Below are 25,190 nucleotides of genomic sequence, written 5' to 3'. Positions count from 1 at the left end.
GAGGGTCCTTTCGACTCAGTTCAGGCGCGAGCGGTCGCCGCAATGGGCGGCGGCGACGAGGTTGCGCATCTCGTGCGGGTTCAGGGGGCGGGGATTGTTCTGGATGAGGCGTGCGATACCCGAGCTTTGTTCCGCCACCCAGTCGATCCGGTCTTCCTCGAGGCCGAGATCCCGCAGCGTGGCGGGAATGCCGATGCGTTCGAAGAGCGAAACGAGGGCAGGGATCACTTCATCCGGTCCGCCGAGCCCGGCCGCATGCGCGATCTGCGCGAGTTCGTCGCGGATGAGCGGCGCATTCCAGGTCATGACATAGGGCATGAGACAGGCGACCCCGAGGCCATGGGCCGTATGGGTGAGCGCGCCGACGGGGTACTGGATGGCGTGGGCCGCGGCAGTGCCCGCCACCCCGAAAGCAAGACCGGCGAGCGTTGCGCCGAGCATCACCTTTTCGCGCGCGCCGGCGTCGGCGCCGTCCTTGCAGGCCCTCTCCAGCCCCTGCCACAGGAGGGTAATGGCGCCAAGGGCAAAGTGATCGGAAAGCGCGTTCTTACCGACGAAGACGCGCTGCTGCGCGATACCGGGGACGGGCTCGCGCCGGATGGCCGTAAAGGCTTCGATCGCATGCGTCAGGGCGTCCGCGCCGGCGATTGCAGTCAGGCCGGATGGGCAGGAGAGTGTGAGTTCGGGGTCGCAGATCGATACCGCCGGGATCAGGTGCGGGCTTGAAATGCCAACTTTCAGGCTACGTTCGGCATCCGAAAGCACGGCGACGGGCGTCACCTCCGAGCCGGTGCCGGCGGTGGTGGGAATGGCGATCAATGACATCACCGGGCCCGGGACGGCATGTTCGCCATAATAGTCCTGTGGCCGCCCGCCGTGGGTAAGGAGGAGGGCGACGCATTTCGCCATGTCGAGACAGGACCCGCCACCGATGCCGATGACGAGGTCCGGCGCAAAGCCCCTGGCCGCGGCAGCGCTCGCGATGGCCGATTCCACGGGAACGTCCGGCAGGGTGGAACTGTCCACCATCGCCTCAAGCCCTGCCTCCTCCAGTCGCCGCACCAGCGTAAGCAGGTCGGCATCCACTGCAAGGCGCGTGTCGGTGACGATCAGCGCGCGCCGGCCGAGCTTGGCGGCGATGCCGCCAAGGGCATGGCGCTGCCCGGCGCCGAAAAGCAATTCGCCAGGCGCCCTTAGTGTGCCGAATAGGTTCATTGCGTATGTCCTCCGATGAATTCAGCGACCTCGAGGGCCGTAAGCTGGTCGAAAAGCGTCCGCGGCAGTTCGATGCCAGTCTTCGCTGCTGCAGCGCGGCGTACTCGTGCCCCGTCTCCCGGAATGGCGACTGGTTGCGCAGGGTCGAGCGGGCGGGATAGGCGCAGGCGGTCGAGATAGGCGGCAAGTTCCGGTGTGTTACCCGCGCCTGCCGAGGGATCGATCAGAATGAGAAGGTCGCCTTTATTGGCGGGATGAATGTCGTCGAGCGTTCCATGCACATCAGGCGCCAGATTGGATCCGGCAAGCGCCGCGACAAGAAGCTCGATCGCAAGGCCCAGACCATATCCCTTCGCGTCGCCGAACGGCGCGATCGCCCCTGCCTGTGCCGCGTGCGGATCGGTTGTGGCGCGACCGTCTCGGTCCACTGCCCAGCCGGCCGGGATCGCGAGACCGCGAATCGCATGGTTGTTGATTTTGCCCATGGAAACGATGCTGGTTGCGAGATCCAGCACGAAAGGGCGGTCACCCGCAGGAATGCCGATCGCGACCGGATTGGTGCCGACCATGGCTTGCGTTCCGCCGAATGGGTGCACGAGCGCTTCGCTGGTCGACATGACAATGCCGATCAGGCCGTCTCTTGCGGCGGCCTCCGCATAATAGGCAAGCATTCCCAGGTGATTGGCGTTGCGGATCGCGGCAATGGCGAGTCCTGTCTCCTTAAGGGTGCGTTGCATGACGCGCAGGGCGTTCATCATCACGACCGGGCCCAGGCCGCGTTCGCCGTCGACGCTCAGAAATGAGTGTCTTCGCCAGACTCCCTTTCCACGCGTCGTGGGGTTCGCGAGCCCTTTATCGAGCCGGGTCAGAAGCAATGGCAGGCGTTGCAGGCCGTGGGAGGGCAATCCGCGCAGCTCGGCCTCCAGGAGGAGATCTGCCTGAAGACGAGCGGAGTCGGCGGGAACACCCCGCTTTTCCAGCAGAGCGACGCTCAGATTCCTCAGGCGGGAGGGCGGCAGCCTCATTCGATAATCCTATATCAGATCATATACGATATTGTATTTGACATGCGATATGTTATTTGCAACAAAACGTCGTATGTCAATAAGCAGTCGGAGAATGGCAGTGGCAGTTGCAGCGGAGAGGTCAAGCAGGGGGGCTGGTATTCGCCCGACGAGTGTGGTCGAAGGCGTTTATGACAGCATCTATCACCGGCTGATGTCCCTCGATATTGCGCCTGGTGCACGCATTCCGATCGATGTCCTCGCTCGCGAACTCGGCGTATCCCAGACACCGATCCGCGAGGCGCTGAGCCGCCTGGAACGCGAGGGCCTCGTTCGCAAAGAGCATCTGATCGGCTATAGTGCAGCCCCGCAATGGACGCGCAAGCAGTTCGAAGACCTCTATGCTTTTCGCCTGTTGGTCGAGCCCGAAGCTGCCCGGCTTGCCGCCGTCAACATGACTCCGGAGGCGCTCCAGCAGCTCGAGAATTCCGCGGCCGACATGGGCCACGGCGAGGCGCCGGTCGATCGTAACACGCGCTACTCCCGCTTTGCCCGCGCCGATGCGCAGTTCCATGACGCGATCCTGAAGATCGCCGGGAACGACGTGATCCGCAGCACGCTGTCGAACCAGCATGTCCATCTGCACATCTTCCGGCTGATGTTCCACATCCGGGTGACTGAGGAGGCGCTCGAAGAGCATGAGAGCCTGCTGGCTGCCTTCCGGGCGCGCGATCCGCAGGCCGCATACTATGCCATGCGCGTCCACATCGAACGCTCGCGCGATCGTTTGCTTTCGGCGTTCGAATGAACGCCGCTCTGCCTTCCAATGCGGTAGCGCCGCCAAACCCCGCTGTTGCCGCACTCGCGGCAGAGGGTCTTGGCAAAGCCTACGGTCCGATTACCGTCCTTTCGGGCGTCACGCTCGAGGTTCGCGCCGGGGAGGTTCACGCCATTATCGGTGAGAACGGCGCCGGAAAATCGACGCTGATGAAGCTCCTTTCCGGCCATGTTGCCCCGACGGCCGGCCACCTGCTCCTGGAGGGCAAGTCGGTTGAGTTCCGAAACGCGGTGGAGGCGGAAAATGCCGGCATTGTACTCGTGCACCAGGAAATCCTGCTCGCTGCGGACCTCACCGTTGCGGAAAACCTGTATTTGGGTCGCGAGGTCGGCCGAGGTCTGCTGGTCAATGACAAGGCGATGACCAGTCGTGCCGCCGAACTCCTCGCGCGGGTCGGTTCAGCGGCCCGGCCGCGCGACCGTGTGGGTGAGCTGCCGCTCGCCCAGCGCCAGCTCGTGCAGATCGCGCGCGCCCTTCTGGACGAGCGAAAGGTCGTCATTTTCGACGAGCCGACTGCGGTTCTCGCAAACGACGAAGTGGCGGCGCTGCTCGACATCGTTCGCAGCCTGCGCGATCACGGGGTTGCGGTGCTCTACATCTCCCATCGCCTCGATGAGGTTCAGGCGCTTGCCGACCGCGTCACCGTGCTTCGGGACGGCCGCATGATCGGGACTTGGCCGGCGGCCGGCCTCGGCCAGCGTGAAATGGCGGAGCTGATGGTCGGGCGGGAGCTGGAAATGCTCTATCCGCATAAGCGGCCAACCGCGACTGCGGCTCCGATCCTGTCAGTCACCAACCTTGCCGTCGACCACGGCTCGCAGAAGGTCTCATTTAGCGTCAGGCCCGGCGAGGTGCTGGGTATCGGCGGCATGATCGGGGCGGGTCGTACCGAACTGATCGAGGGCCTGATGGGTCTTCGTCCGTCAGAGGTTGAAAGCATTGTCCTGAACGGCCGGCAGATCGGGAGCCGTTCCGTCGGCACCTTAATGGACGCCGGCCTGGTTTACCTCACCGAGGACCGCAAGGGCAAAGGCCTGCTCCTGGAGGAGAAGCTCGGTCCCAACCTCACCCTGCAGGCGCTGGACACGATCAATCCGGGTGTCCTTCTGGACAAGCGGGGAGAGCTTTCCCGCCTTCGAAAGGCGGTGGCCGATTACGACATCCGCGTTCGCTCGCTACGCCTCGAAGCCAGCCAGCTTTCGGGTGGGAACCAGCAGAAGCTGCTCCTTGCCAAGGTGATGATGGCCGACCCCTCGGTGATCATCATCGACGAGCCGACGCGCGGGATCGATATCGGCAACAAGAGCCAGATCTATGAATTCATCGACGGGATGGTGCGCGCCGGCAAGGCCTGCATCGTCATTTCGTCGGAAATGCCGGAACTGGTGGGTCTTTCCGACCGCGTTCTGGTGATGCGTGCCGGGAGGATCGTCGCTGAGCTGAGCGGCAATGAAATCAATGAGGAAAATGTCGTCTACGCCGCCACGACCGGTGGGCGCGCGGACGTCGGGGAGGAGAAACATGACCGCAGCGACAGCAACACTCGCACCCACTGACGAAGGAGCGCGCATCCGCTGGGCCGATCTGGCGCCCTTCATCGCTCTTGCGGTGATCGTGCTGTTCGGGGCGCTGGTGAACTCCAACTTCGTGTCGTCGGCCAATCTGATCAACGTCATTACGCGGAGCGCCTTCATCGCGATCATCGCCGTCGGGGCGACCTTCGTCATCTCGTCCGGCGGGCTCGACCTGTCCGTGGGTTCGATGATGGCCTTCGTCACCGGTATCATGATCATGGCGATGAACCAACTCGCCCCGGCATTTGGACCTTGGGCGATTCCGATGGGAGCGGGCATCGCGCTGCTGGTCGGAGCGCTGTGCGGCCTCTTCAACGGGCTTATCGTGACCGTCGGGCGAATAGAGCCCTTCATCGTGACGCTGGGCACGATGGGCATTTTCCGCGCCTTCATCACCTTCATGACCGATGGCGGCTCGCTGCCTATCGATCGCAGCCTCCGGGAAGCCTATCGTCCGGTCTATTTCGGCAGCGTCTTCGGCATTCCCTATCCGGTGCTCATCACCTTCGTCGTCGTCGTGGCCGGCGCCTTCCTGCTCTACAAGACCAAGTATGGCCGCCGCTTGAAGTCGGCGGGATCCAATGTCGAGGTCGCGCGCTTTTCAGGCGTCAACGTCGCCGGAGTGCGTACCGTCGCTTACGTGATCCAGGGCTTCTGCGTCGCCGTCGCTGCGATCTGCTATGTGCCCCGCCTCGGCGCGGCAACGCCAACGACCGGACAGCTCTGGGAGCTGCAGGTCATCACCGCGGTCGTGATCGGCGGCACGCTGCTCCGCGGCGGGCGGGGACGCATTGGCGGCACGGTGGCCGGCGCCCTCATCCTCGAGGTGATCGCCAACGTCATGGTTCTGTCGGACATGGTCTCGGAATACCTCGTCGCCGCCGTTCAGGGAGCGATCATCATCGTCGCCATGCTGGCGCACCGCTTTACTGCCAACCGCTGAAAACAGCACCGACTTCGAAGGAGGAGAAAATGAAGTCTATTATCCGCAAGGCTGGACTCTTGTTATCGACGGCTACCCTGGTCCTGGCTCTGCCGCTGGGCAGCGCTCAGGCCCAGGAGAGGAACGTGACTGTCGCCGTCTCAATTCCGGCCGCAACGCATGGATGGACGGGAGGAGTCGTCTATCATGCAGAGCAGGCTGAGAAGGAGGTCGAGGCCGCCTTTCCAAATGTAGACGTCGTGCTGTCGACCGCGTCATCGGCGACCGCGCAGGTCTCCGCGCTTGAAGACCTGTCGGCGACCCGGAAGCTCGACGCGCTGGTCATTCTGCCGTTTACGTCGGAAGAACTGACCGGACCGGTCGAGCAGATCAAGGAAAAGGGCACCTTCATTTCCGTGGTCGACCGTGGCCTCACCGACCCGACGATCCAGGACCTCTATGTCGCCGGCGACAACATCGCCGTGGGTGCCAATACGGCGCGCTGGCTTTCCGATAAACTTGGCGGGGAGGGCGAGATCGTCGTCTTGCGCGGCATCCCGACCGTGATCGACGACGAACGCATCAAAGGCTTCTCGGACGTCATCAACAAGACGAACATCAAGATCCTCGATATCCAGTACGCCAACTGGAACCAGGACGAAGCCTTCAAGCTCATGCAGGACTATCTCGCAAAGTACCCGAAGATCGACGCCGTCTGGGCCAACGACGACGACATGTTGCTCGGCGTCATCGAGGCCGTCGACCGCGCGGGCCGCAAGGACATAAAGTATGCCCTCGGCGGCAACGGCATGAAGCAAGTCATCGAAATGGTGAAGGAAGGCAATGAGCGCACACCGGTCTCGACCCCCTATCCGCCGTCGATGATCAAGTCGGCGATCTATATGACCGCGGCACAATTCTCCGGTCAGGCGCCGATGCGCGGTTCGTTCCTGCTCGGTGCACCGCTTATCACTCCGGAGAACGCCGACCAATTCTACTTCCCCGATTCCCCATTCTGAGTGTTGCCCGGCCTGCTGGCCGGGCATCGATCAAACACGAGAGCGGGTGAGAAAAATGTGTGCGGTTTTCCACCCGCATCCCGTGTCTCAACCTATCCAAGGCAACAGGAGATATGACATGAGCGGCAAGAAGATCCTCATGCTGACCGGCGAATTCACCGAAGAGTATGAAATCTACGTTTTTCAAAAGGGCATGGAGGCCGTCGGCCATACGGTGCACGTCGTCTGTCCGGACAAAAAGGCGGGCGACCGTATCAAGACCTCGTTGCATGACTTCGAGGGCGACCAGACCTACACGGAAAAGCTCGGCCACTACGCCGACATCAACAAGACGTTTTCCGAAGTGCGGGTCGAGGAATATGACGCTGTGTATGCAGCCGGCGGACGCGGCCCCGAATATATCCGCACCGACAAGCGCGTTCAGGACATGGTGCGGCACTTCCACGACACGGGCAAGCCGATCTTCACGATCTGCCATGGGGTGCAGATCCTCATGGCTGTGCCCGGCGTGCTGAAGGGCCGGAAGGTCGCCGGCCTTGGCGCCTGCGAGCCGGAGGTGACGGCTGTCGGTGGCATCTACATCGACGTGGAGCCCACCGGGGCCTATGTCGACGGCAACATGGTCTCGGCGAAGGGGTGGACCGGCCTCGCCGCTTTCATGCGCGAGTGCCTGAACGTGCTCGGCACGAAGATCACCCACACCTAATGGATTGAGGGTGAGATCGACAACTGCGTGCCCTCGGGTCGTCGGCCCGAGGGCATTTGCGGCGAAAGCCGGTCGTGAGTGCGCTTTTGCTGCATGATCTTGAAACCGGGCTGACTATTTCCGCAGGATTTTCTCCATCGCCTTCCCCTTCGCCAGTTCATCGATCAGTTTGTCCAGGTAGCGGATTTCCCGCATGGTCGTATCCTGGATTTCTTCCACTCGGACGCCGCAGATCACCCCGGTAATCAACGATCGGGAGGGATTCATCCGAGGTGCTTGCGCAAAGAAGTTCTGGAAGTCGGTGTTCTTCGCCAGCTGATCGTCCAGGGCCTGTTGGCCATATCCCGTAAGCCAGCAGATGATCTGGTCGACCTCTGCCTTCGTGCGTCCTTTCTTCTCAGCCTTGGCGATATAGTGGGGATAGACGCTCGCGAGGCTGACCGAATAGATGCGATGCTTCTCCATGCGTCCTCCTGAACGTTCCGGATGTCCTACCGGCCCAGGATAGCTGACGAGCCGGCAAAAGACACAAGGCTGCTGCTTGTCGGGCCGCGCTATGTGTGTTTTCCTGAAGCCCCCTTTAATTGTTTTCAAAGGACGGGAGCCTCCGAACCCGCCGATGCAATGAGCAGACCTGCTACTTAAACGAGGGATTTCTGGAATGGGTATAATCTGGACCATCATCATTGGCTTTGCCGCCGGTATCGTGGCGAAGATCGTCGTGCCCGGCGACAACGAGCCGAAAGGCTTCGTCCTGACGACAATCCTGGGCATCGTAGGGGCTTTCGTCGCCTCATATCTGGGGCAGGCATTGGGGTGGTACAACGCCAATCAGGGCGCCGGGTTCATCGGAGCTATCGTCGGCGCCGTGATCGTTTTGCTCGTATGGGGTGCCGTCGCCCGGCGCGCTTAAGGTTTCACCAAGCAGAAAGGAACTGACATGGCCTCATCTCGCAACACCATGCCGTCGCTCGCGGCGCTATTGGGGCTGCTCGCGGTCGCTGGCTACCAGAACCGGGACAAGCTGGGACAGATCTTTCAGGACGCGAAGGGGGGCGCTCAGAACAGCGGCGGCATTCTCGGCGAACTCGGCAAGATGTTCGGTGGCTCCGAGGAAGGTTCGCTCAGCAAAGGCCTGGGAGAACTTGTCGATGCGTTCAAGAACGGTGGAAACCGGGAGGCCGCAGACTCCTGGGTAAGCGCCGAAAAGCCGTCTCAGGGCGTTTCGGCCGAACAGGTTGAAGCGTCGATCGGCAAGGATACCCTCCAGGAACTGGCCGCGAAGACGGGCCTGGACTACGATGAGCTGCTGAAGCGCCTTTCGACATCGATCCCGGACGCGGTGGACAAGATGACCCCGAACGGTCGGTTGCCGCAGAACGATGAGGAAGTCCTTGGGCGGTCCGCAGGCCCCGCTTCCGCATAGCCAGATCGGCGGGATGCGCCACGTCTCAAATGGCTTTCTCGGCCTCGCCGGTCACCTTTCTGACGGCCAAACGCCACGCGTCGTGATCTTCGGCGCCGGTCATGGAAGCACGTACCCTGGCAAGGATAGCAGCGGATACGCTCTAGCTGCTAACGCCATACGCGCAGCCAGCCAAGAAGATGCCTCGCTGATAGAGCATTGGGATTTCGACCTCGGTGGTCCGCTATTTGACGGCGGGCCAATCTCATGCGTCGACGCCGACGACATCCCTACCAGCATGCATGACAATGCCGGCAACCGGGCTGTGATTGAGGCGAAGACGCGTGAGATCCTGGCACTTCAAGCGGTCCCCATCCTCTTGGGCGGGGATTGTTCCGTGACCTTTCCGTTCCTCGCCGCTTTCGCGGATGACAGGCCGATTTGGGTTCTCCAGATCGATGCCCACATCGATTGGCGCGACGAGGTGGATGGTGAGCGCTATGGCTATTCGAGCCCAATGCGGCGGGCAAGTGAGATGCCGCATGTCGCCGGTATCGTGCAAGTAGGGCTACGCAGCGTCGGCAGCGCTCGCATGACCGATATCGAAGCGGCACGCCGCTATGGCAGCCGTTTTGTCACCGCACGCGAGGTGCATAGCCATGGTGTTGAGGCCGCTCTGCAACAAATCCCGGAGGGTGCGCGTGTTGTCATCACCCTCGACTGCGACAGCATCGATCCCAGCGTCATGCCGGGCGTGGCCGCGCGAACGCCGGGAGGGCTAACCTATACTCAGGTAATCGATCTGATCAGCGGCGTTACCAAGCGCGCACGGATCGCGGGATTTGATCTCGTGGAGTTTTACCCACCCGCAGATATCGACGGAACCTCAGCTCTGACCGCGGCACGCATCCTCGTCAATGTGATAGGTTCTGTGGTTCGGCAGGTTTGAGCCAAAAGCTTAGCGCTGGTTTCGCTCCTCCCACAAACGCCCCAGCTTGCCAGTGTGCAAAAAAGATGAGATTACGGCTCCACTTACTTCGCCTGCGATGCGGATGCGGAACGACAGTGCAATTTCGTCCTCGCACCGACATCTGGCGCCTTGAAGAGGAAGAACTGATCTACAAATGAGCTTCTGGCATTCCATGTCTTGGAAAACCGAAGGCATTCGGGTCACGGCGCCAGTCCAATGGCGCCAATACGATGGGATGGTCAGCGTCCTTTGGGAGGCGGAGAGTCAACCCGGTGCCAGTGGCTATTATCTCGCGGACGATCCGCGCATCATGTTTTTCTTCAACGACGTCTCGTCGAACGTTCGCATTTCGAACCAGGACACTGATCTGGCGAGGAATTCGCGCCCGATGGCGCGTGCCGTGTATGTTCCTGCCGGTGTGCCGTTGTGGACGGGCAGTCTGAAGACACATAGCTTCAGCCACCTCAATCTGCACCTTCACAAGGATCGGGTGTTACGGTTTCTGGCTCCATCGGTTGGGAGCTCCGCAGCGCTGACGGCGTTGCGCCGTCCGGTCGAGCTTCAAAACGTGGCAGCAATCGATGCGTTGGCGAAGCTGCTGGCCGACGAAATAAAGAGCCCTACCAAGCATGCAGTCTATGCGGAGAGCCTTATAGGCAGCATCGTCGCGGGGCTTCTGGATATTCCTGCCGAGAGGGAGGAAAGGGCCGGCGGCAGGCTGACGCAGGCACAGATGAACAAGCTCATCTCGCATGTCGAAGCGCTTGGTGATTATCGTATGTCCGTCGCCGATATGGCCGCCGTCGTTGGCCTGTCCGAAAGCTGGTTTGCAAGCGTCTTCAAGCAGACAATGGGTAAAACACCGCTGCAATGGCAACTTGCAAAGCGAGTCGAGCTTTCGAAAAAGCTGCTCGGCGAAAGCGACCTGCCAGTCGCCAGCATCGCCGCGCAGCTCGGCTTCTCCGACCAGGCACACCTGACGAAGGTCTTCCGCCAGATCGTTGGCGAAACTCCCGCGGCCTGGCGGCGGATGCGGCAATTCCGGCAATCGTGAAGATCCCGTCGGCAAGTCCCTACCAAGTCTGGCGTAGCGTCGCGAGAATGCTGCGGCCTGGATTGTAGTAGACCGCCCCGGAGTCCTTGCTCGCCACGTGTTTTTCGTCGAATAAATTGTTGACGTTCAGCTGGAACGTGGTGTTTTCCTGAACCTTGTAAGTAAAGGCTGCATCGAAGACGACTGCACTTTCCGACGATGAGCTGTTGGTGATGTCCGTGTAATAGGCGTCCGCGTAGCGAGCTCCGAGCCCGAACATCATGTCGCCCCGCGCGCCGTCGCCCTCCAGCGTGTAAGTGCCCCACACCGAAGCAATATTCTTGGGGACACGCATGAGGCGGTTGCCATCATTAGCACCGCCAGGTTCTTCAATCTTTGAATCGATGTAGCTGTAGGCGGCAATCACGCTGATATTGTTCGTTACCTCCGCCTTGGCTTCGAGTTCGAAACCACGATGTCTGACCCTTTCGACGGTTTGCGGCAGATAGGTGACCTGGTCAAAAACCGTAATGTTGCCTTTCGTCAGGTCGTAGACGGAAGCGGTGAACAAGGCCGGAAAGGCATCCGGACGATATTTGATCCCGACTTCATACTGCTTTCCCGTCGTGGGATCGCTACCTGCGGCAGGCGGCGCGGCCGACTCGGCGTAGCTGATGTAGGGCGCCAGTTCCTCGGTTATCTTATAGCTCGCGCCGATTCGCGTCGTAAATTCACTGTGGTTGCCAGCCCTTGTGGTACCCGCAAGGAGGTTCGTCTCGGTAAGATCGAGCCAGTCATTGCGCAAGCCGACACTCACGGTGAGCTTGTCGAAAAACGTCAGATCCTGCTGCAGATAAATCGCGTTGGTCTGCTGGTCGTTGTTCGTGCTGGCATAAGGCGCCATCGCGCCGGGCCCACCTGAATAGATCGGGTTTTCCCAATCGATCGAAGGTGCAGGCGTGTAAAAGTTGGCACTGTCCGATTCGTATTTATTGTAGTCGGCACCTAAGAGCGTGCGGCTTTCCACATTGTCGAGACTTGCTTCGTAAATTAGGTGAGCATCGATGACGAATTGTTCAGTCGATTTCTCATTTCCGAAGAAATAGCGACCCGCCACCGTCGAGCCATCGGTTGGCGTGCTGCCGATATAGGCACTGCCGAACCCGTCGTTCAGCTTGCTGTAGCGGGCGTTGGAGCTGACACTCAGGCCGTTGCCGAAATCGTGGTCGAAAAGAACGCTGTAGCTATTGCGGTTCGTCTCTGTGAAGTAATAGTCCGGCTCCCCAAAAAACTGATCCCTGTCGAAATCGGTCCCGAGTGGGTGGCCACCGCTCCCGGGAACTCCGTCCCTGTCGAGATGATCAAAGACAAATGTCAGATTTGTCGCGTCGGTGGGGCGCCACGTCAGGCCGCCCATGACGAAGTTCTCGTCATCCTGAGAATAATCGTATTCCGCGTCCGAGCGCTGAAATTTGCCGGTCAAACGGTAGGACAGGGTGTCGTTCGCCGTAAGATTGTCACCGAAATCAAAGCCGAGTTCCTTATGCGAGAACGAGCCGCCGGTGCCATAGACTTCACCGAAACGGTCGCTCTTAGGCGTTTTCGTGACATAGTTTATCGATCCGCCGGGTTCCGCCGCTCCAAAGCTTGAGGAGCTGGCGCCCTTCAACACCTCGATGCGCTCGAAGGCATAGGGCTCTTCCCTGACCCCTGCAAAGGTCCTGCCGATCGCCAAACCGTCGCGATACGTATACGGAGTGAAGCCGCGAATATCGAAGTAGTCGTAACGGTCGTCGGAACCATAAAAGTCGGTCACGACCCCCGCCGTATATTGTACGACTTGCTCGATGGTGTCGGCGGCGCGTTCCTCGATTTCTTTGGAGGTGATGACGGATACCGAGGCAGGGGCTACCAGGATATCGGTCGGCATCTTGCCGGCGGCGGTCGTTTCGGTGGCGACGATCGACTTTGAATCGTCCTCCGTATTGAGAACGCTTCCGCCACCGGTGCCGCGCGCCACAATAGTCTCCAGCACCGTTGCGTCGCCTTCAGTGCCTGCGTCCTGTGCGAACGAGAGGACAGGCGTTAAAGCAAAAAGTGCTGTGCAGCCCAACAGAAATGCGTCTCGTGAACGAAGCGGTACCCTCGTTGGCCAGCGGCCGGTCTGATCGATGTCCATGTCCATGTTCCAATTGACGTAAATGCTGAAAGCGGGCCCCCATACCAACGCCCTTTGAGGTCTCCGAACTGCATCGCGTCCAGCCGTCCGCTACACAGGAAAGCTGCGCTCAACCGGCCCCGGCGTGAAGCCGTTCTCCCACGAGCCGCTATTAACTGGAGCAGTATTGTCCAGTATTGTATGTTTCCCCGGTTTTGTACGATCCTCCGGAAATCTGCGCGCACTTTCCGGATATCGGCGGCTTTGCCGTTGACGCCGCCTGATTAAGCTGAGACTGGGGGTCAACTTAAAACCTTGGATGGAGTGTGGCGATGAGGCTGTTCCGTTTCGCTGTACTGGCAGTCATAGCCCTTCTTTGGACAGGCAGGCACGGCACTGTGTTCGCTGCCGAGAGTGCTGCATATCCCATCACCATCGAGCATGCCTTCGGCAACACCATCATCGCAAAGAAGCCGGAGCGTGTCGCAACCGTCGCCTGGGCGAACCATGAGGTGCCGCTGGCTCTGGGCATCGTTCCGGTTGGAATGGCGCTCGCCAACTTCGGCGATGACGACAATGACGGCATTCTGCCGTGGGTCGCCGCACGTCTTGGCGAACTCGAGGCTGAAACGCCGGTGCTTTTCGATGAGGGGGATGGCATCGATTTCGAGGCGGTCGCCGCCACGCGACCGGACGTCATCCTTGCGGCCTATTCGGGCCTCAGTCAGGCGGACTACGACACGTTGAGCGAGATTGCACCTGTCATCGCCTATCCGCAGGCTCCCTGGTCGACCGACTGGCGCGAGACGATCCGGATGAACAGCGCGGGGCTCGGGATGGCTGCGGAAGGGGAAGCGCTGATAGCCGGCATCGAAGCTGAGATTGCCCTGACGCTTGAAGGATATCCCGAACTCAAAGGCAAATCGGCAATGTTCATTACTCATCTCAGCTCATGGGACCTCAGCGTCGTCAATTTCTACACGACCAACGATACGCGCGTCAGGTTTTTCGCCGATCTCGGGCTCAAATCGCCGAAAAGCGTGGTGCAGGCTTCACAAGCCGGAAAGTTCTCAGGCTCCGTCAGCGCCGAGCAGATCGATGCTTTCGACGATGTCGATATTCTCGTTACTTACGGCGACGGGATGCTTTTCGATGCCTTGAAAGCCAACGCGCTGATGCAGCATATGCCTGCCGTTGCACGGGAATCGATCGTCATGCTCGGCAACAACGCGGTCGGCAATGCCGCCAATCCCACGCCACTGTCCATCAGATGGGTCCTGAAGGACTACGTGAAGCTGCTCAGCGAGGCAGTCAAGAAGTCAAAATGACCGCCGGGATCATCAAGACATCGGACGGGCGTTGGTCGCCCGTGTCCCGTTCCAGCCGGATGCGAAGTCTTTGGCTGGCAGCGCTTTTCGCGCTTCTGGTGGTCTTGCTTGTCGCCTCTGTTACGGTCGGCACGCGCTATGTCGAGTGGGGCGATGTCGTCGCGGCGCTCGGCGGCGCGCAGGATAATATCGGTCGCGCATCGGTCGCCTTGCGCATTCCGCGGACGTTGCTGGCCCTGCTTGCGGGGGGCGCTCTGGGATTGGCCGGAGCGGTCATGCAGGGCGTGACCCGCAATCCGCTTGCAGACCCCGGCATTCTCGGCGTCAATATGGGGGCATCCCTCGCAGTTGTCATCGGCGTCGCCTGGTTCGGGATGTCGTCGCTGTATGCGTATATCTGGGTGGCCATCCTGGGTGCCGGATGCGCCGCGATCTTCGTCTATGCCATAGGTTCGCTGGGCAGGGGCGGCGCGACCCCTTTGAAACTGGCGCTGGCAGGCGCGGCAACGTCCGTCGCATTTGCGTCCATGGTCACTGCCGTCGTGCTGCCGCGTGGTGATATCGCAGGCGGTATTCATTCCTGGCAGATCGGTGGTGTTGGCGGCGCGACTTACGAGCGTATCCTTCCCTTGGTGCCGTTTCTGCTTGTCGGGTTCGTGATCAGCCTGCTGTCGGCCAGAAAACTCAACTCTCTTGCACTCGGTGACGAGCTTGCGATCGGGCTCGGCGAGAGCGTCGCAACCGCGCGGGCCGTTGCTTCCTTCGGCGCCATCCTTCTCTGTGGCGCGACGACAGCCATATGCGGGCCGATCGGCTTTCTCGGGCTGGTCGTGCCGCATCTCTGCCGCCTGTTGATTGGCGTGGACTATCGGTGGCTGCTGCCTTTTTCGACGCTGGCAGGCGCGTGCCTCCTGCTCGCCGCGGACGTTGTCGGGCGCATCGTCGCGCGCCCTGCAGAGATCGACGTCGGCATCGTCACCGCCCTGATCGGTGCGCCATTCTTCATCTGGATCGTCCGGCGACAGCGCGTGAGGGACCTGTGACAGTTCCCTCATCCACCCTTGGCGTCGTGATCGCACACCGTAGAAAAAGCGCGCGCAGGCACGCTGTCATTCTCGCGGTGTTGCTGACCCTGGTCGCAGTGGTCTTCGCCGTCACCTTGTCGGTTGGGCAATCCGTCACGCCGCCGAGCGATGTTCTGCGCGTGCTCCTCGGTGAACCGGTTTCGGGCGCATCCTTTACGGTGGGGCAACTGAGATTGCCGCGCGCCGTGCTGTCGATCCTTGCAGGAATATGCTTTGGACTGGGCGGCGTGGCGTTTCAGGTCATGTTGCGCAATCCGCTCGCCAGTCCCGATATCATCGGGATTACCTCTGGCGCTGGGGCGGCTGCCGTTTTCGCCATTGTAGTCCTGTCCATGGACGGGCCGATGGTTTCGGTTATCGCTGTCGTAGCAGGACTTGGCGTGGCGCTGCTCGTCTATGGCCTTTCCTTTCGCAATGGGGTCGCCGGCACCAGGCTGATCCTTGTCGGCATTGGCGTTTCCGCCATGCTGCAAAGTGTCATCGCCTATATCCTTCAATCGGCGCCTGCCTGGAATTTGCAGGAAGCGATGCGTTGGCTGACCGGCAGCGTCAACGGCGCTCAGCTTGGCCAGGCGCTGCCGCTTCTGCTCGCCCTCCTGTTCTTCGGGGCGCTACTGCTCGTTCGCGGTCGCGATCTCGAGACATTGCGGCTGGGCGACGATACGGCGGCCGCTCTTGGAACGAGGGTCTCGCATACAAGGATGCTGGTGATTGTCGCCGCGGTCGGATTGATCGCGTCGGCGACCGCGGCAACGGGGCCGATCGCCTTCGTCGCTTTCCTGTCGGGCCCGATCGCCGGCCGGATCGTACGAAACGCCGGCTCGGTGTTGATCCCGTCTGCACTGACGGGCGCCCTTCTCGTGCTTGTCGCCGATTATGTCGGGCAGCACCTTCTGCCGAGCCGCTACCCTGTGGGCGTCGTAACCGGGGCGCTTGGCGCACCCTACCTGATCTATCTCATCGTTCGCATCAATCGGATCGGGGGGGCTTTATGACCGATCATCTGCTCGTCGCCAGCGGATTGACGGCCGGCTACGACAATACAGAAATCCTGCATGCGCTCGACCTCACCATTCCCCCGGGCAAGATCACGGTGATCGTCGGCGCAAATGCCTGTGGCAAGTCCACGTTTCTTCGTACGCTCTCGCGGCTGATCGAGCCCAGCAAGGGACAAGTTCTCCTCGACGGCAAGTCCATCCACCGGACACCGTCGCGAGACCTCGCCCGGACGCTGGGTCTGCTGCCGCAGTCGCCAATCGCGCCGGAAGGCATTACCGTGGCCGACCTCGTCAGCAGGGGACGGCATCCGCATCAAAGCCTGTTTTCCCGCTGGACGCGACAAGACGACGAGGCGGTCGACCGCGCGCTTGAGGCGACAAAGACGTTCGACCTTGCCGAACGGCCGATCGACGAGCTCTCCGGCGGCCAGCGGCAGCGGGTCTGGATCGCCATGGCACTCGCGCAGCAGACCGAGATCCTGCTGCTCGACGAGCCGACGACCTTTCTCGACATCAACCATCAGATCGAGGTGCTCGATCTGCTGACCGATCTAAACAGCACGCGTGGAACGACGGTGGTCATGGTGCTGCACGATCTCAACCTTGCTGCCCGCTATGCCGACCATCTCGTGGCGATTGCCGGTGGGCGCGTGCACATTTCGGGCACTCCGGAAGAGGTGCTCACCGAAGAGACCGTGCGGCATGTTTTCGGCCTCGACAGTCGCGTCATCAGCGATCCCACCTCGGGCCGGCCGATCATGCTGCCGATCGGGCGACACCGGATGGCCGTCATCGACGACACGGGCGATGCACCACAAAAGGAGAGGCGCGCATGAACGCAATTCATTCATTCAAACTGTCCGGCGTAGCGGTCTGCGGCAGCGCTGCCGACATGCTCGACGAGATCTGCGAGCATTTTGTCGAACATGCCGAGGTCGAACGCATAGACGACCTGGCGGTGCTGCGGAGCGAGCTCGGCGTCGCGCGCATCGGCATTGCAAACGCGGGCCTGTCGATCGAGCTCGACTGCCCGACGCGTGAAATGCTGCACATGAGCCGCACGATCCTGGCGGAGCACCTTTTCTATTTTGCCGAAGACCAGCCGTTCGAATTGACCTGGTCGGAACCGATGTCCCTGTCGGTGCTGCCGAACCTTCATGAGGTGACCGTCGTCTCGGCGCACGATGTCACTCCTCATATGCGTCGCGTGATATTTTCCTGCGCCGATGTGACGCCTTTTGTGGGTGGCGACATGCATGTCCGCCTGCTGGTGCCGCCGAAGGGCAAACCGCCGGTATGGCCCGGCTCGCGGGAAGACGGCCGCATAGCGTGGCCGGAAGGCGAGAACAGGCTTCTGGTTCGTGTCTATACCATCCGTGCCGTCGATTTGGATCGGAGCGAATTGTGGATCGATTTCTTGCAGCATCCCGCTCCTGGCGTACCGACTCCGGGTGCAGACTTTGCGCGCGACGCGCAGCCCGGAGACGTGGCCGCCCTGCTGGGGCCGGGCGCAGGCGGTCTGCCAGCGGAGCGCTCCATTTTACTGATCGGCGACGAGAGCGCCCTACCAGCCATAGCACGGATCGCGGCCGAGGCTCCCGCTGAAACGCATATACGTGCCATCATCGAGGTTGAGGACAAGGCGGAAGAGCAACCGCTTCCGACCGATGGCGTGCTCAACGTGCATTGGTTGCACAGGGGGAGCTACCCGGAAGATGCCGCCGATATTCTCGTCTCCGAGGCGAAAGCAGCGATAGAAGCCGTCGATGACGAAACATTTGTTTGGGTTGCGTGCGAAAGAAGAGACAAACGAGCTATCAGAACCTTCCTCAAAGCGCGGCAACATGATCGCAGGAAGATGTATGTCGCTTGGTACTGGGAAAGAGATGTGAAAATCGCATAATATATTGACGGGAAGCTTGCCACGTGGGGCCTGGAGTGCCGCAGCCGATCTGTAATGTGTTCTCCGACGCTACAGCTGCTGATCGACGGCGTGTTCGCCAATGCCCGGCATAGAAGTGCGAAGGTCTCACGTGTCGGCGTCGTGGTCCTCAATGGATGCAGGAGCCGCAAAATCGCTGGCGCTGGGACACTCTCGACAGTGGAAGCTATTGGTGGGCGGGCGGTTCGCATCCGCTCAAAGCGATGGACACTCTGAGGCTGGTCCGGGCCCGAAAGGCTAGGCAGGTCCAGCGGATGATCCAACCTGGCCTGCAATCCATCTGCGCCAAGGGTGACGGAACGCATTCAAGCATCTCGGCTGGCAACGGGTAGCTCGCAACGCCATTTTCTGACGCTCAGGCCTGGATGCTGTCCAGACCAGTTGCTGACATACATGACGGAACGGAACATACATTGCGTCAACGAGTCTTGGATCTCGAGCTCCAGGCGCTCCTCACGGCACTTTTCGGGTGCCGACAAAAGGCATACTGTCAGTACAAGCGTTACCGGCTCCATGATAATCCCCTCCCGCGGTGAAATTAAGCACACGCGGATAGCGGCAATGACCGTATTGATGGGCCCTATGAACCCATTCACGCCATGTGCGCCTTCCTTTTGGTGCACGAGCCGCTTCTGCAAGTTTCGGGTTCCAAGCTTTAATTTATGGCCGTCACTGGGAAACCCGCAGTTCCAAAGGGAACAGTTTAGCGAAAGCGGGTTCTGCCGATCCATTCTGACCGGCAGATGCTTGCGCTGCCGGTCTCCTTGGAAACTTCTTTCCTGGCTCAGATCTGCTTTCCTTGCTCAGATGTGCCAGTCGGCGTCGAGCGAATAGGCCTTGACATAGTCGACCTTCATTTCGGCGCCATCCACGAGCCCGTCGTCCGGTGGGCCAGCCATCCCGCCAACCGCAAGATTGACAACCATGTACATCGGATCGTGCATGTCCGAGGGGGTGTCGGCGCGTGCGATCGCGGTATCGTCGAAGTACCAGACGATCTCCTCTTCCGTCCAAAGCACACCATATTTGTGAAAACCACTTGTATCGATAACCCTGGCTGCGCTTGCGATGCTGGTCTGCGAACCGGTCTCATTGGAATGCACGGTGGCGATGACCGTATTTGGATCCTGGCCGTACATTTCGACCACATCCAGTTCCGGCGGCCAGGTGCCGTCGGCCGGCAGCAGCCAGAATGCCGGCCACGCCCCCTGATCATCGGGCATGTCGGCGCGCATCTCGAAGTAGCCGTAAGTCTGAGCAAATGACGAGTAGGTCGTCAGCATGCCGGAGGTATAATCATACCAGTTGGTTTCGGCTTGGATCGCCTGCGAGGCCGGCTTGGCGGTGATCGTCAGAACGCCGTCCGTCACGGAGAATGGATTGGCCGAGGCGGTCGGCTGATAGGCCGGATTGACGTACCATTGCAGCTCGTCGTTACCGGTGAGGGTCGCGCCCTTTTCGGGTGCCCACCAGTACTTCGGGTCCCAGACACCGCTGGTGCCGTCGTTGAGCTGAAGCGTGTTGAAGTCGTCGGAGAAGGTCTGCGTCAGAACGGATCGGTCCAGCGCCAGGCTGAACTGGCTCGCCTGCAGCTGATCGGCGGTCGTATTTGCAAAGACGAGACTCTCGCCATCGGCGAGGCTGAGCCTGAGATCCCCGCCTTCCTGGGCAACGTTGCCAAGAATGTGGTCGAATGACGTGAAACCATAACCTTCGAGCCTCACCATATCGTCGGCGCCGAAGTCGCTGATCAGGTCGCTACCGTTGCCCCTTTTGAAAGCGAAAGTGTCTGCACCACCCGCCCCGATGAGGATGTCGTTGCCGGTGCCACCATCGATCGTCTGGCTGCCTGAGCCACCGCTGATGATGTTGTCGGCACTATTGCCGAAGCCAAAACCTTCAGCGCCGGTGACCGTCAGGTTTTCGAAATTCTCCGGCAGGGAATAGCACATCCAGGTCTTGATGGTATCGAGGCCGGCGCCGGGCGCCTCAGAGGCTCGGTTGGCCCCCGAATAAAGATAGTAGATATCGTCGCCTGTGCCCCCGATCATAGTGACATCGGTGGAACTGTCAGCCCACATCGAATCGTTGGCGGCCGTTCCGTAGAGCACCGGTCCCGACGCGCTGGCGGAAAACCAAGCCGTAGAACTACCGCTATAGGACAGCGGCTCGCCTGGGGCATTCGTGACAGTTCTGCTCATCGAGAAGTCTCCTGTTTAGTGGCTTGACCCCCGCCCGCGGGGCCACCCCTAGCATCCCGTACTGTGACTTGTCGCACACACCTCCCGCCTTAACCGAACAAGATGGAGGTGCGGTGAGCATTGCAACAACCCACATTCGCAACTGGTGCGCGGTGCAGTGGCCGACGGGTACGACTGCGCCGCAGGCACCATGGCTCGCAAGTACGGGGGTCCATCACCTATCTGTAAAGCGGGTATTTGGTGGTTGTGTTGACTCTGTGGTGCACTCAGAAGGAAACAAGTGAAGACCAAGGAGGGTATTGCTGATGGCTGACGAGAATAACACCGGGTCAATTGCTGCGCCCGTAGCGCCGGACGTCGATCAGCGGCTAAGAAGAAGAGGTCGCCACGGCGCCGGAAGGGGCTGCCGAATCGGGGCGAGCTGTATCAGAGGCGCCGGCCGCTAAACCGAGGAGGTATAGCAAACAAGAGAGAAAGGAGAAGCTCAAGCTGATAGAGACGCAAGTCGCCGAAGGCAATGGTACACTCAAAAACGCTATCAAGAGTGCCGGCATTTCGGAGCAAACCTACTCTCTGTGGAAGCGGACCGTTAAGCGGTTGAGCACAGGGCAGAGAAGCCTCTTCCCGCCGGCGAAGAGCTGGCGGATCTCGATCGGCTCGAAGAAGAAAACCAGAGGCTCCGCAAGCTTCTGGCGGAAAAGTTGCGAGCGGAAAATGCCGAACTGCGCAAGGCTTGGGCTGGATTAATCACCACCGGAACGCGCGGCTCGCCATAAACCTGAATTCGCTCTCGTTTTCGCATCAATGCCGGCAAAATTTTGCGCTGCCGTTTCCTGCCGTCACTTCGCGAAAGGAAAGCGAGTTGGCGCGTGAGGCATAGAGCCGCCTCGCACGTGGAGGAGTTGAAGCGCGCGGAAAGGACTGTATTGATGCGCCGTCAGGAATGCCGCGGCGCCGAACGGCGTGGATCTCCCTCGATGAGCTCGCTGCCCTTGACGCAGACAACGAGCGGCTCAGGAGGCTGCTGGCGGAACAGCTTCATGCACAGAACTTGCTCCTCAAGAAGATGCTTGCGCGTTTGATGCGCGATAGCGGGATTGCATGCCGGCGCCCGATTTCGATCCTTCCCGGCAAGGTAGGCGTAATCCGACTATCGCCCGATGCACGCTACCGCTCGGGCCCGGGCGAGCGTATTATCGGAGTTCGGTTTCACGAGGATGGACGATTTGGATTTGCAGGTTTTCCGAGATTCGCTTGCCAAGCCACAGCCGCCCGCCGGTCTAAGCCATGCGCTGCAGGCGCTGTGGTGGGATGGAAAGGGCGATTGGGACAAGGCGCACGAAAGCGCGCAGGAGCACGAGGATAGCGCGGGCATGCGTGTGCATGCCTATCTCCATCGCAAGGAAGGTGATCAATCGAACGCCGAATATTGGTATCGCCGATGCGGTACCGCACCGTCGACCTTGACGGTCGATAAAGAATGGGAAGAGCTCGCACGGGCACTTTTGGAGCAAGTTTGAGTTCTGCTCCTCGCGAAGTGGTTCTGCATGTTTGACACGAGAGCGCATCAATGCGCGAACCGCCGAATCGACGGCAGTATTTTTGATCCGCGGGCACTAGGAAGGCGCCATTGCCTATGGCCAAGGAACCCATCAGACGTCGGCTTGCAGCCATTCTGGCCGCTGACGCGGTCGGTTACAGCCGGCTCATGGAGCGGGACGAAAAAAGCACGCACACATTGCTTATGGCTCGGTGGAAAGAGGTGCTGGAGCCGCTCGTCGGCATTCACCAGGGCCGTGTCTTCAAGAGGACTGGCGACGGCGTGCTCGTCGAATTCGGCAGTGCGGTTAACGCCGTCGAATGCGCTGCAGCACTTCAACAGGCGATGGCGGCTGCCAACAGAGACCTGCCGGAAGACCGGGCCATCGTACTGCGCGTCGGTGTCAACCTCGGCGACATCATGGTTGAGGACAGCGATCTTTTCGGCGACGGCGTCAATGTAGCTGCCCGTATCGAAGCGCTTGCCGATCCCGGCGGCGTGGCGATTTCTGATGGAATTCATGAATATGTGCATGGTCGCACCGACATCGACTTCGTCGACAGCGGTTATCATGAAGTCAAGAACATCGAGCGGCCGGTGCACATCTGGACATGGTCGCCTAACGATCGCACGAGCGAGCCCCATGAAATTGCTGCCGAACCGCCCCCGCAGCTTCCGGCGAAGCCGTCGATTGCCGTCCTTCCATTCGACAATATGTCCGGCGACCCGGAACAAGGTTATTTCGCCGATGGCATCACCGAAGACATCATCACCGATCTCTCGAAGGTTTCCGGCCTTTTCGTAATCGCCCGGAATTCCTCTTTCGCCTACAAAGGCAAGACGCCGGACATCCGCAAGGTGAGCCGGGAACTCGGTGTACGCTACGTCTTGGAAGGCAGCGTACGCAGGGCAGCCGATCGCATCCGCATCAACGCCCAGATGATCGACGGTACGACCGGCGGCCATTTGTGGGCCGAGCGCTATGATCGCGGGCTTGAAGATATCTTCGCCGTACAGGACGAGGTGACGCGCACCATCGTCAACGCGCTGCGCGTGAAGCTGACGGCCGGCGAAGAGGAGCGACGCGAGAGCCGCGGCAAGGTCGACCCGCAGGCCTATGACCTGCTCGTCCGCTCTCGTCAGGCGATCCTGCAGTTCAGCGCGCTGTCGTCCATGGAGGCCCGCGGCATGCTGCACCGCGTCCTCGAGATCGATCCAGGGATGGCGGCTGCCCATGCTTCGCTTTCGATCATTGCCTTGACCGACTTCATCAATCAGTGGAACGGCGCGACGCCTGACAATCTCACACAGGCGCGCGAACTTGCCCAAAAGGCCATCGATACCGACGATACCGAGCCGCAAGGCCATTACACACTCGCGCTTGCCCTTTCCTGGATGCGGCGTCTGGACGAGGCGGAGCACGCTGCAGAGCGAGCGATCGAACTCGACCCCAATTCCGCCAACGCCTATACGGCACTCGGCACCATACGGGATTTCCAGGGCCGGCACGAAGAGGCCCTGACGCTGTACACACGAGCCCACCGGTTGGATCCGCAATTCGACCTGTCACTGCATTTCCAAGGGAGGGCCTTGTTGAATCTCGGGCGTTTTGACGAGGCCGAGGTAGCCTTCAAACGTCGGCTGATGCTTGCGCCCCGATCGGACATGACGCGCTTCTATCTTGCCTGCCTCTATGGTCGTACCGGGCGGCACGAAGAAGCGCGGGGCTATTGGCGGGAAGTATTGGGGGTCAATCCGAGCTTTTCCGTCGATCACCTGAGGCGATCTCTACCCTACCAAGATCCCCATCTGATGGACCGGATGGTGGAGGGACTCCGCGAGGCGGGAGTCTCCATCTAGAGCACTTCCGGGAAAGTGTGTAACGGTTTTCCTGCTAACATTTGGGAACAGGGGGTTTGCAGATCTAGTTCAAAGGGCGCCGCCGTGGATTTCATGCTGATGGTTCGACCGCTTGAAATCTGGTTCAGGACATTCGTCCTCAGCGAATGGACATTCTACCAGCTTGGGATTATCGCCGCCGGTTACGTTTTCGCCTCCTTCGTCGCATCCAGATCCGAGCCGGCGATGGAAACGAGGGCTCGGCGCATCAAGGGCAATCCGGACCTGCTGCGCGTTATCATCGCCTTCATGCGCCGCCTGAAATGGCTTTTTCTGACCCTGTGGCTGTGGCTTGCGAACGTCATTCTCAAACAGGGTACCTGGCCGTCGCAGCGATGGCTGGTCTCTACGGCGCTATCCCTCGCGGCCGCCTGGTTCATAATTTCCGTCCTGACCAAGATCATCCGCAACCCGACCTTGTCGCGCCTGGTGGCGATCGTAAGCTGGGGATACCTCGCCGTATATGCCACCGGCCTTGACGGCCCTGTCCTGGCGGCGCTCGATGCTGCCGCCGTCAATCTGGGCGTGATGCGTCTTTCACTGCTGATCATTCTGAAGGCGGTTGTTCTGACAGTCGCCCTTATCTGGGTCGCAGTGCTCGTCGGCAATGTGCTTGCCCATTGGGTTCAGCGTTCCGGCGACCTTTCGCCATCGTTCAAAGTGCTGATCAGCAAGGTCATCAAGATCGTTCTGATCATGATCGCCGGTGCAGTCGCCTTGTCCGCGACGGGTATCGATCTCACGGCGTTGACGGTGTTTTCGGGTGCTGTCGGTGTCGGCGTCGGCTTCGGACTGCAGAAGGTCGTGTCCAATTTCATTTCCGGGATCATCATCCTGCTCGACAAGTCGATCAAGCCCGGCGACACCATCACGCTTGGAGACACGTTCGGGTCCATCCGCGACCTCCGTGCGCGTTTCGTGTCGGTCATTACCCGCGACGGGAAGGAATACCTCATCCCCAATGAGGACTTCATCTCGCAGCAGGTGGTGAACTGGTCGTTTTCCAGCGACTACGTCCGGATCGATGTCGATTTCGGCACGTCCTACGACAGCGATCCGCATGAGGTGGTACGGATCGCCATCGGCACGGCATCGAGCGTTCCCCGCGTCGTCAATGCCTACAAGGCGCCGGTCTGCTGGATGACCGCCTTTGGTGCCTCCTCGCTGGATTTCCGCCTCCGCTTCTGGATCTCGGATCCGGCCAACGGCCTGACGAATGTGCGCGGCCAAGTTCTGATGGCACTATGGGATGCCTTCAAAGAGGCGGGGATATCCATCCCCTTTCCCCATCGGGAAATCATCGTCAAGACGCCGGTGGAGATTCAGCGGCCACCGCGAGCATAGATTAGGCCT

The 25,190-nt window shown here is 60.5% G+C and carries 23 protein-coding genes and 1 pseudogene; 18 read left to right on the top strand and 6 right to left on the bottom strand.

Going from position 1 to position 25,190, the window contains the following annotated elements:
* Positions 1 to 15: 15 nt before the first annotated feature.
* Positions 16 to 1,215, bottom strand: a complete 1,200-nt coding sequence (locus tag BHD07_RS10545; protein ID WP_324764703.1) for an iron-containing alcohol dehydrogenase — start codon at positions 1,213 to 1,215, stop codon at positions 16 to 18.
* Positions 1,212 to 2,240 (bottom strand): Ldh family oxidoreductase, encoded by a 1,029-nt coding sequence (locus BHD07_RS10540; RefSeq protein ID WP_338279798.1) that lies wholly within the window; start codon positions 2,238 to 2,240, stop codon positions 1,212 to 1,214. Before BHD07_RS10540 ends, BHD07_RS10545 begins: the two co-directional genes overlap by 4 nt.
* A gap of 94 nt (positions 2,241 to 2,334) precedes the next feature.
* On the opposite strand from BHD07_RS10540, the gene BHD07_RS10535 reads away from it, so the two are divergent.
* From BHD07_RS10535 to BHD07_RS10515, 5 genes are all read left to right on the top strand, one after another.
* Positions 2,335 to 3,027: a GntR family transcriptional regulator gene (locus BHD07_RS10535; protein WP_324764701.1), complete on the top strand. Its 693-nt coding sequence runs from the start codon at positions 2,335 to 2,337 to the stop codon at positions 3,025 to 3,027.
* Entirely contained in the window at positions 3,024 to 4,613 is a 1,590-nt protein-coding gene (locus tag BHD07_RS10530) for a sugar ABC transporter ATP-binding protein (RefSeq protein ID WP_338279795.1), read from the top strand. The genes BHD07_RS10535 and BHD07_RS10530 overlap by 4 nt, the downstream gene beginning before the upstream one ends.
* Positions 4,579 to 5,574 (top strand): ABC transporter permease, encoded by a 996-nt coding sequence (locus BHD07_RS10525; RefSeq protein ID WP_324764699.1) that lies wholly within the window; start codon positions 4,579 to 4,581, stop codon positions 5,572 to 5,574. Before BHD07_RS10530 ends, BHD07_RS10525 begins: the two co-directional genes overlap by 35 nt.
* A gap of 29 nt (positions 5,575 to 5,603) precedes the next feature.
* A complete protein-coding gene (locus BHD07_RS10520) occupies positions 5,604 to 6,572 on the top strand; it encodes a substrate-binding domain-containing protein (protein WP_100673494.1) in 969 nt (322 codons plus the stop codon).
* Positions 6,573 to 6,690: 118 nt separating this feature from the next.
* Positions 6,691 to 7,278, top strand: a complete 588-nt coding sequence (locus tag BHD07_RS10515) for a DJ-1/PfpI family protein (RefSeq protein ID WP_018096406.1) — start codon at positions 6,691 to 6,693, stop codon at positions 7,276 to 7,278.
* A 114-nt stretch (positions 7,279 to 7,392) separates the two neighbouring features.
* Here the strand turns inward: BHD07_RS10515 and BHD07_RS10510 are convergent, their stop codons facing one another.
* Positions 7,393 to 7,743, bottom strand: coding sequence for a DUF2200 domain-containing protein (locus tag BHD07_RS10510; RefSeq protein ID WP_324764697.1), 351 nt, complete (start codon positions 7,741 to 7,743; stop codon positions 7,393 to 7,395).
* Between the two features lie 196 nt (positions 7,744 to 7,939).
* Here BHD07_RS10510 and BHD07_RS10505 point away from each other — a divergent pair, with 196 nt between their 5' ends.
* The 4 genes from BHD07_RS10505 to BHD07_RS10490 all read left to right on the top strand — a co-directional run bounded on the left by BHD07_RS10505 (position 7,940) and on the right by BHD07_RS10490 (position 10,707).
* The gene (locus tag BHD07_RS10505) at positions 7,940 to 8,191 is read left to right on the top strand and encodes a GlsB/YeaQ/YmgE family stress response membrane protein (protein WP_324764696.1); all 252 of its coding nucleotides are present in this window, start codon (positions 7,940 to 7,942) and stop codon (positions 8,189 to 8,191) included.
* Positions 8,192 to 8,218: 27 nt separating this feature from the next.
* Positions 8,219 to 8,704, top strand: coding sequence for a YidB family protein (locus BHD07_RS10500; RefSeq protein ID WP_018096395.1), 486 nt, complete (start codon positions 8,219 to 8,221; stop codon positions 8,702 to 8,704).
* 13 nt (positions 8,705 to 8,717) lie between these two features.
* Entirely contained in the window at positions 8,718 to 9,632 is a 915-nt protein-coding gene (locus tag BHD07_RS10495; protein WP_338280905.1) for an agmatinase, read from the top strand.
* A 175-nt stretch (positions 9,633 to 9,807) separates the two neighbouring features.
* Positions 9,808 to 10,707 carry a helix-turn-helix domain-containing protein gene (locus BHD07_RS10490; protein WP_338279788.1) on the top strand — a complete coding sequence of 300 codons (900 nt, stop codon included), beginning with the start codon at positions 9,808 to 9,810 and terminating at the stop codon, positions 10,705 to 10,707.
* Between the two features lie 19 nt (positions 10,708 to 10,726).
* Here the strand turns inward: BHD07_RS10490 and BHD07_RS10485 are convergent, their stop codons facing one another.
* Positions 10,727 to 12,865: a TonB-dependent siderophore receptor gene (locus BHD07_RS10485; protein ID WP_338279786.1), complete on the bottom strand. Its 2,139-nt coding sequence runs from the start codon at positions 12,863 to 12,865 to the stop codon at positions 10,727 to 10,729.
* A 311-nt stretch (positions 12,866 to 13,176) separates the two neighbouring features.
* On the opposite strand from BHD07_RS10485, the gene BHD07_RS10480 reads away from it, so the two are divergent.
* From BHD07_RS10480 to BHD07_RS10460, 5 genes are read left to right on the top strand one after another with little or no spacing between them, the layout of a single operon-like run.
* On the top strand, positions 13,177 to 14,172 hold the full coding sequence (locus BHD07_RS10480) for an iron-siderophore ABC transporter substrate-binding protein (protein WP_338279784.1): 996 nt from the start codon (positions 13,177 to 13,179) through the stop codon (positions 14,170 to 14,172).
* Positions 14,169 to 15,215: a FecCD family ABC transporter permease gene (locus tag BHD07_RS10475; RefSeq protein WP_338279783.1), complete on the top strand. Its 1,047-nt coding sequence runs from the start codon at positions 14,169 to 14,171 to the stop codon at positions 15,213 to 15,215. Before BHD07_RS10480 ends, BHD07_RS10475 begins: the two co-directional genes overlap by 4 nt.
* Complete coding sequence (locus BHD07_RS10470) at positions 15,212 to 16,252, top strand: FecCD family ABC transporter permease (protein WP_338279781.1); 1,041 nt, start codon at positions 15,212 to 15,214, stop codon at positions 16,250 to 16,252. The genes BHD07_RS10475 and BHD07_RS10470 overlap by 4 nt, the downstream gene beginning before the upstream one ends.
* Entirely contained in the window at positions 16,249 to 17,091 is an 843-nt protein-coding gene (locus BHD07_RS10465) for an ABC transporter ATP-binding protein (protein ID WP_338279779.1), read from the top strand. Before BHD07_RS10470 ends, BHD07_RS10465 begins: the two co-directional genes overlap by 4 nt.
* Positions 17,088 to 18,158, top strand: coding sequence for a DUF2218 domain-containing protein (locus BHD07_RS10460; protein WP_338279777.1), 1,071 nt, complete (start codon positions 17,088 to 17,090; stop codon positions 18,156 to 18,158). Before BHD07_RS10465 ends, BHD07_RS10460 begins: the two co-directional genes overlap by 4 nt.
* A gap of 344 nt (positions 18,159 to 18,502) precedes the next feature.
* Here BHD07_RS10460 and BHD07_RS10455 read toward each other — a convergent pair whose 3' ends face one another.
* Positions 18,503 to 18,712: a hypothetical protein gene (locus BHD07_RS10455; RefSeq protein ID WP_100673572.1), complete on the bottom strand. Its 210-nt coding sequence runs from the start codon at positions 18,710 to 18,712 to the stop codon at positions 18,503 to 18,505.
* 288 nt (positions 18,713 to 19,000) lie between these two features.
* The gene (locus BHD07_RS10450; protein ID WP_338279774.1) at positions 19,001 to 20,398 is read right to left on the bottom strand and encodes a family 16 glycosylhydrolase; all 1,398 of its coding nucleotides are present in this window, start codon (positions 20,396 to 20,398) and stop codon (positions 19,001 to 19,003) included.
* 305 nt (positions 20,399 to 20,703) lie between these two features.
* Here BHD07_RS10450 and BHD07_RS10445 point away from each other — a divergent pair.
* The 4 genes and pseudogenes from BHD07_RS10445 to BHD07_RS10430 all read left to right on the top strand — a co-directional run bounded on the left by BHD07_RS10445 (position 20,704) and on the right by BHD07_RS10430 (position 25,181).
* Positions 20,704 to 21,145 (top strand): annotated as a pseudogene (locus BHD07_RS10445) (transposase).
* A 470-nt stretch (positions 21,146 to 21,615) separates the two neighbouring features.
* Positions 21,616 to 21,918 (top strand): hypothetical protein, encoded by a 303-nt coding sequence (locus tag BHD07_RS10440; RefSeq protein ID WP_338279772.1) that lies wholly within the window; start codon positions 21,616 to 21,618, stop codon positions 21,916 to 21,918.
* Positions 21,919 to 22,034: 116 nt separating this feature from the next.
* A complete protein-coding gene (locus tag BHD07_RS10435; protein WP_338279770.1) occupies positions 22,035 to 23,798 on the top strand; it encodes an adenylate/guanylate cyclase domain-containing protein in 1,764 nt (587 codons plus the stop codon).
* A gap of 99 nt (positions 23,799 to 23,897) precedes the next feature.
* Positions 23,898 to 25,181 carry a mechanosensitive ion channel family protein gene (locus tag BHD07_RS10430; RefSeq protein ID WP_379937602.1) on the top strand — a complete coding sequence of 428 codons (1,284 nt, stop codon included), beginning with the start codon at positions 23,898 to 23,900 and terminating at the stop codon, positions 25,179 to 25,181.
* Positions 25,182 to 25,190: the final 9 nt, after the last annotated feature.

The sequence above is a fragment of the Sinorhizobium sp. KGO-5 genome, assembly GCF_036245905.1.
Lineage (GTDB): Bacteria > Pseudomonadota > Alphaproteobacteria > Rhizobiales > Rhizobiaceae > Sinorhizobium > Sinorhizobium meliloti_A.
This window is presented reverse-complemented; position numbering and strand designations above follow the sequence as displayed.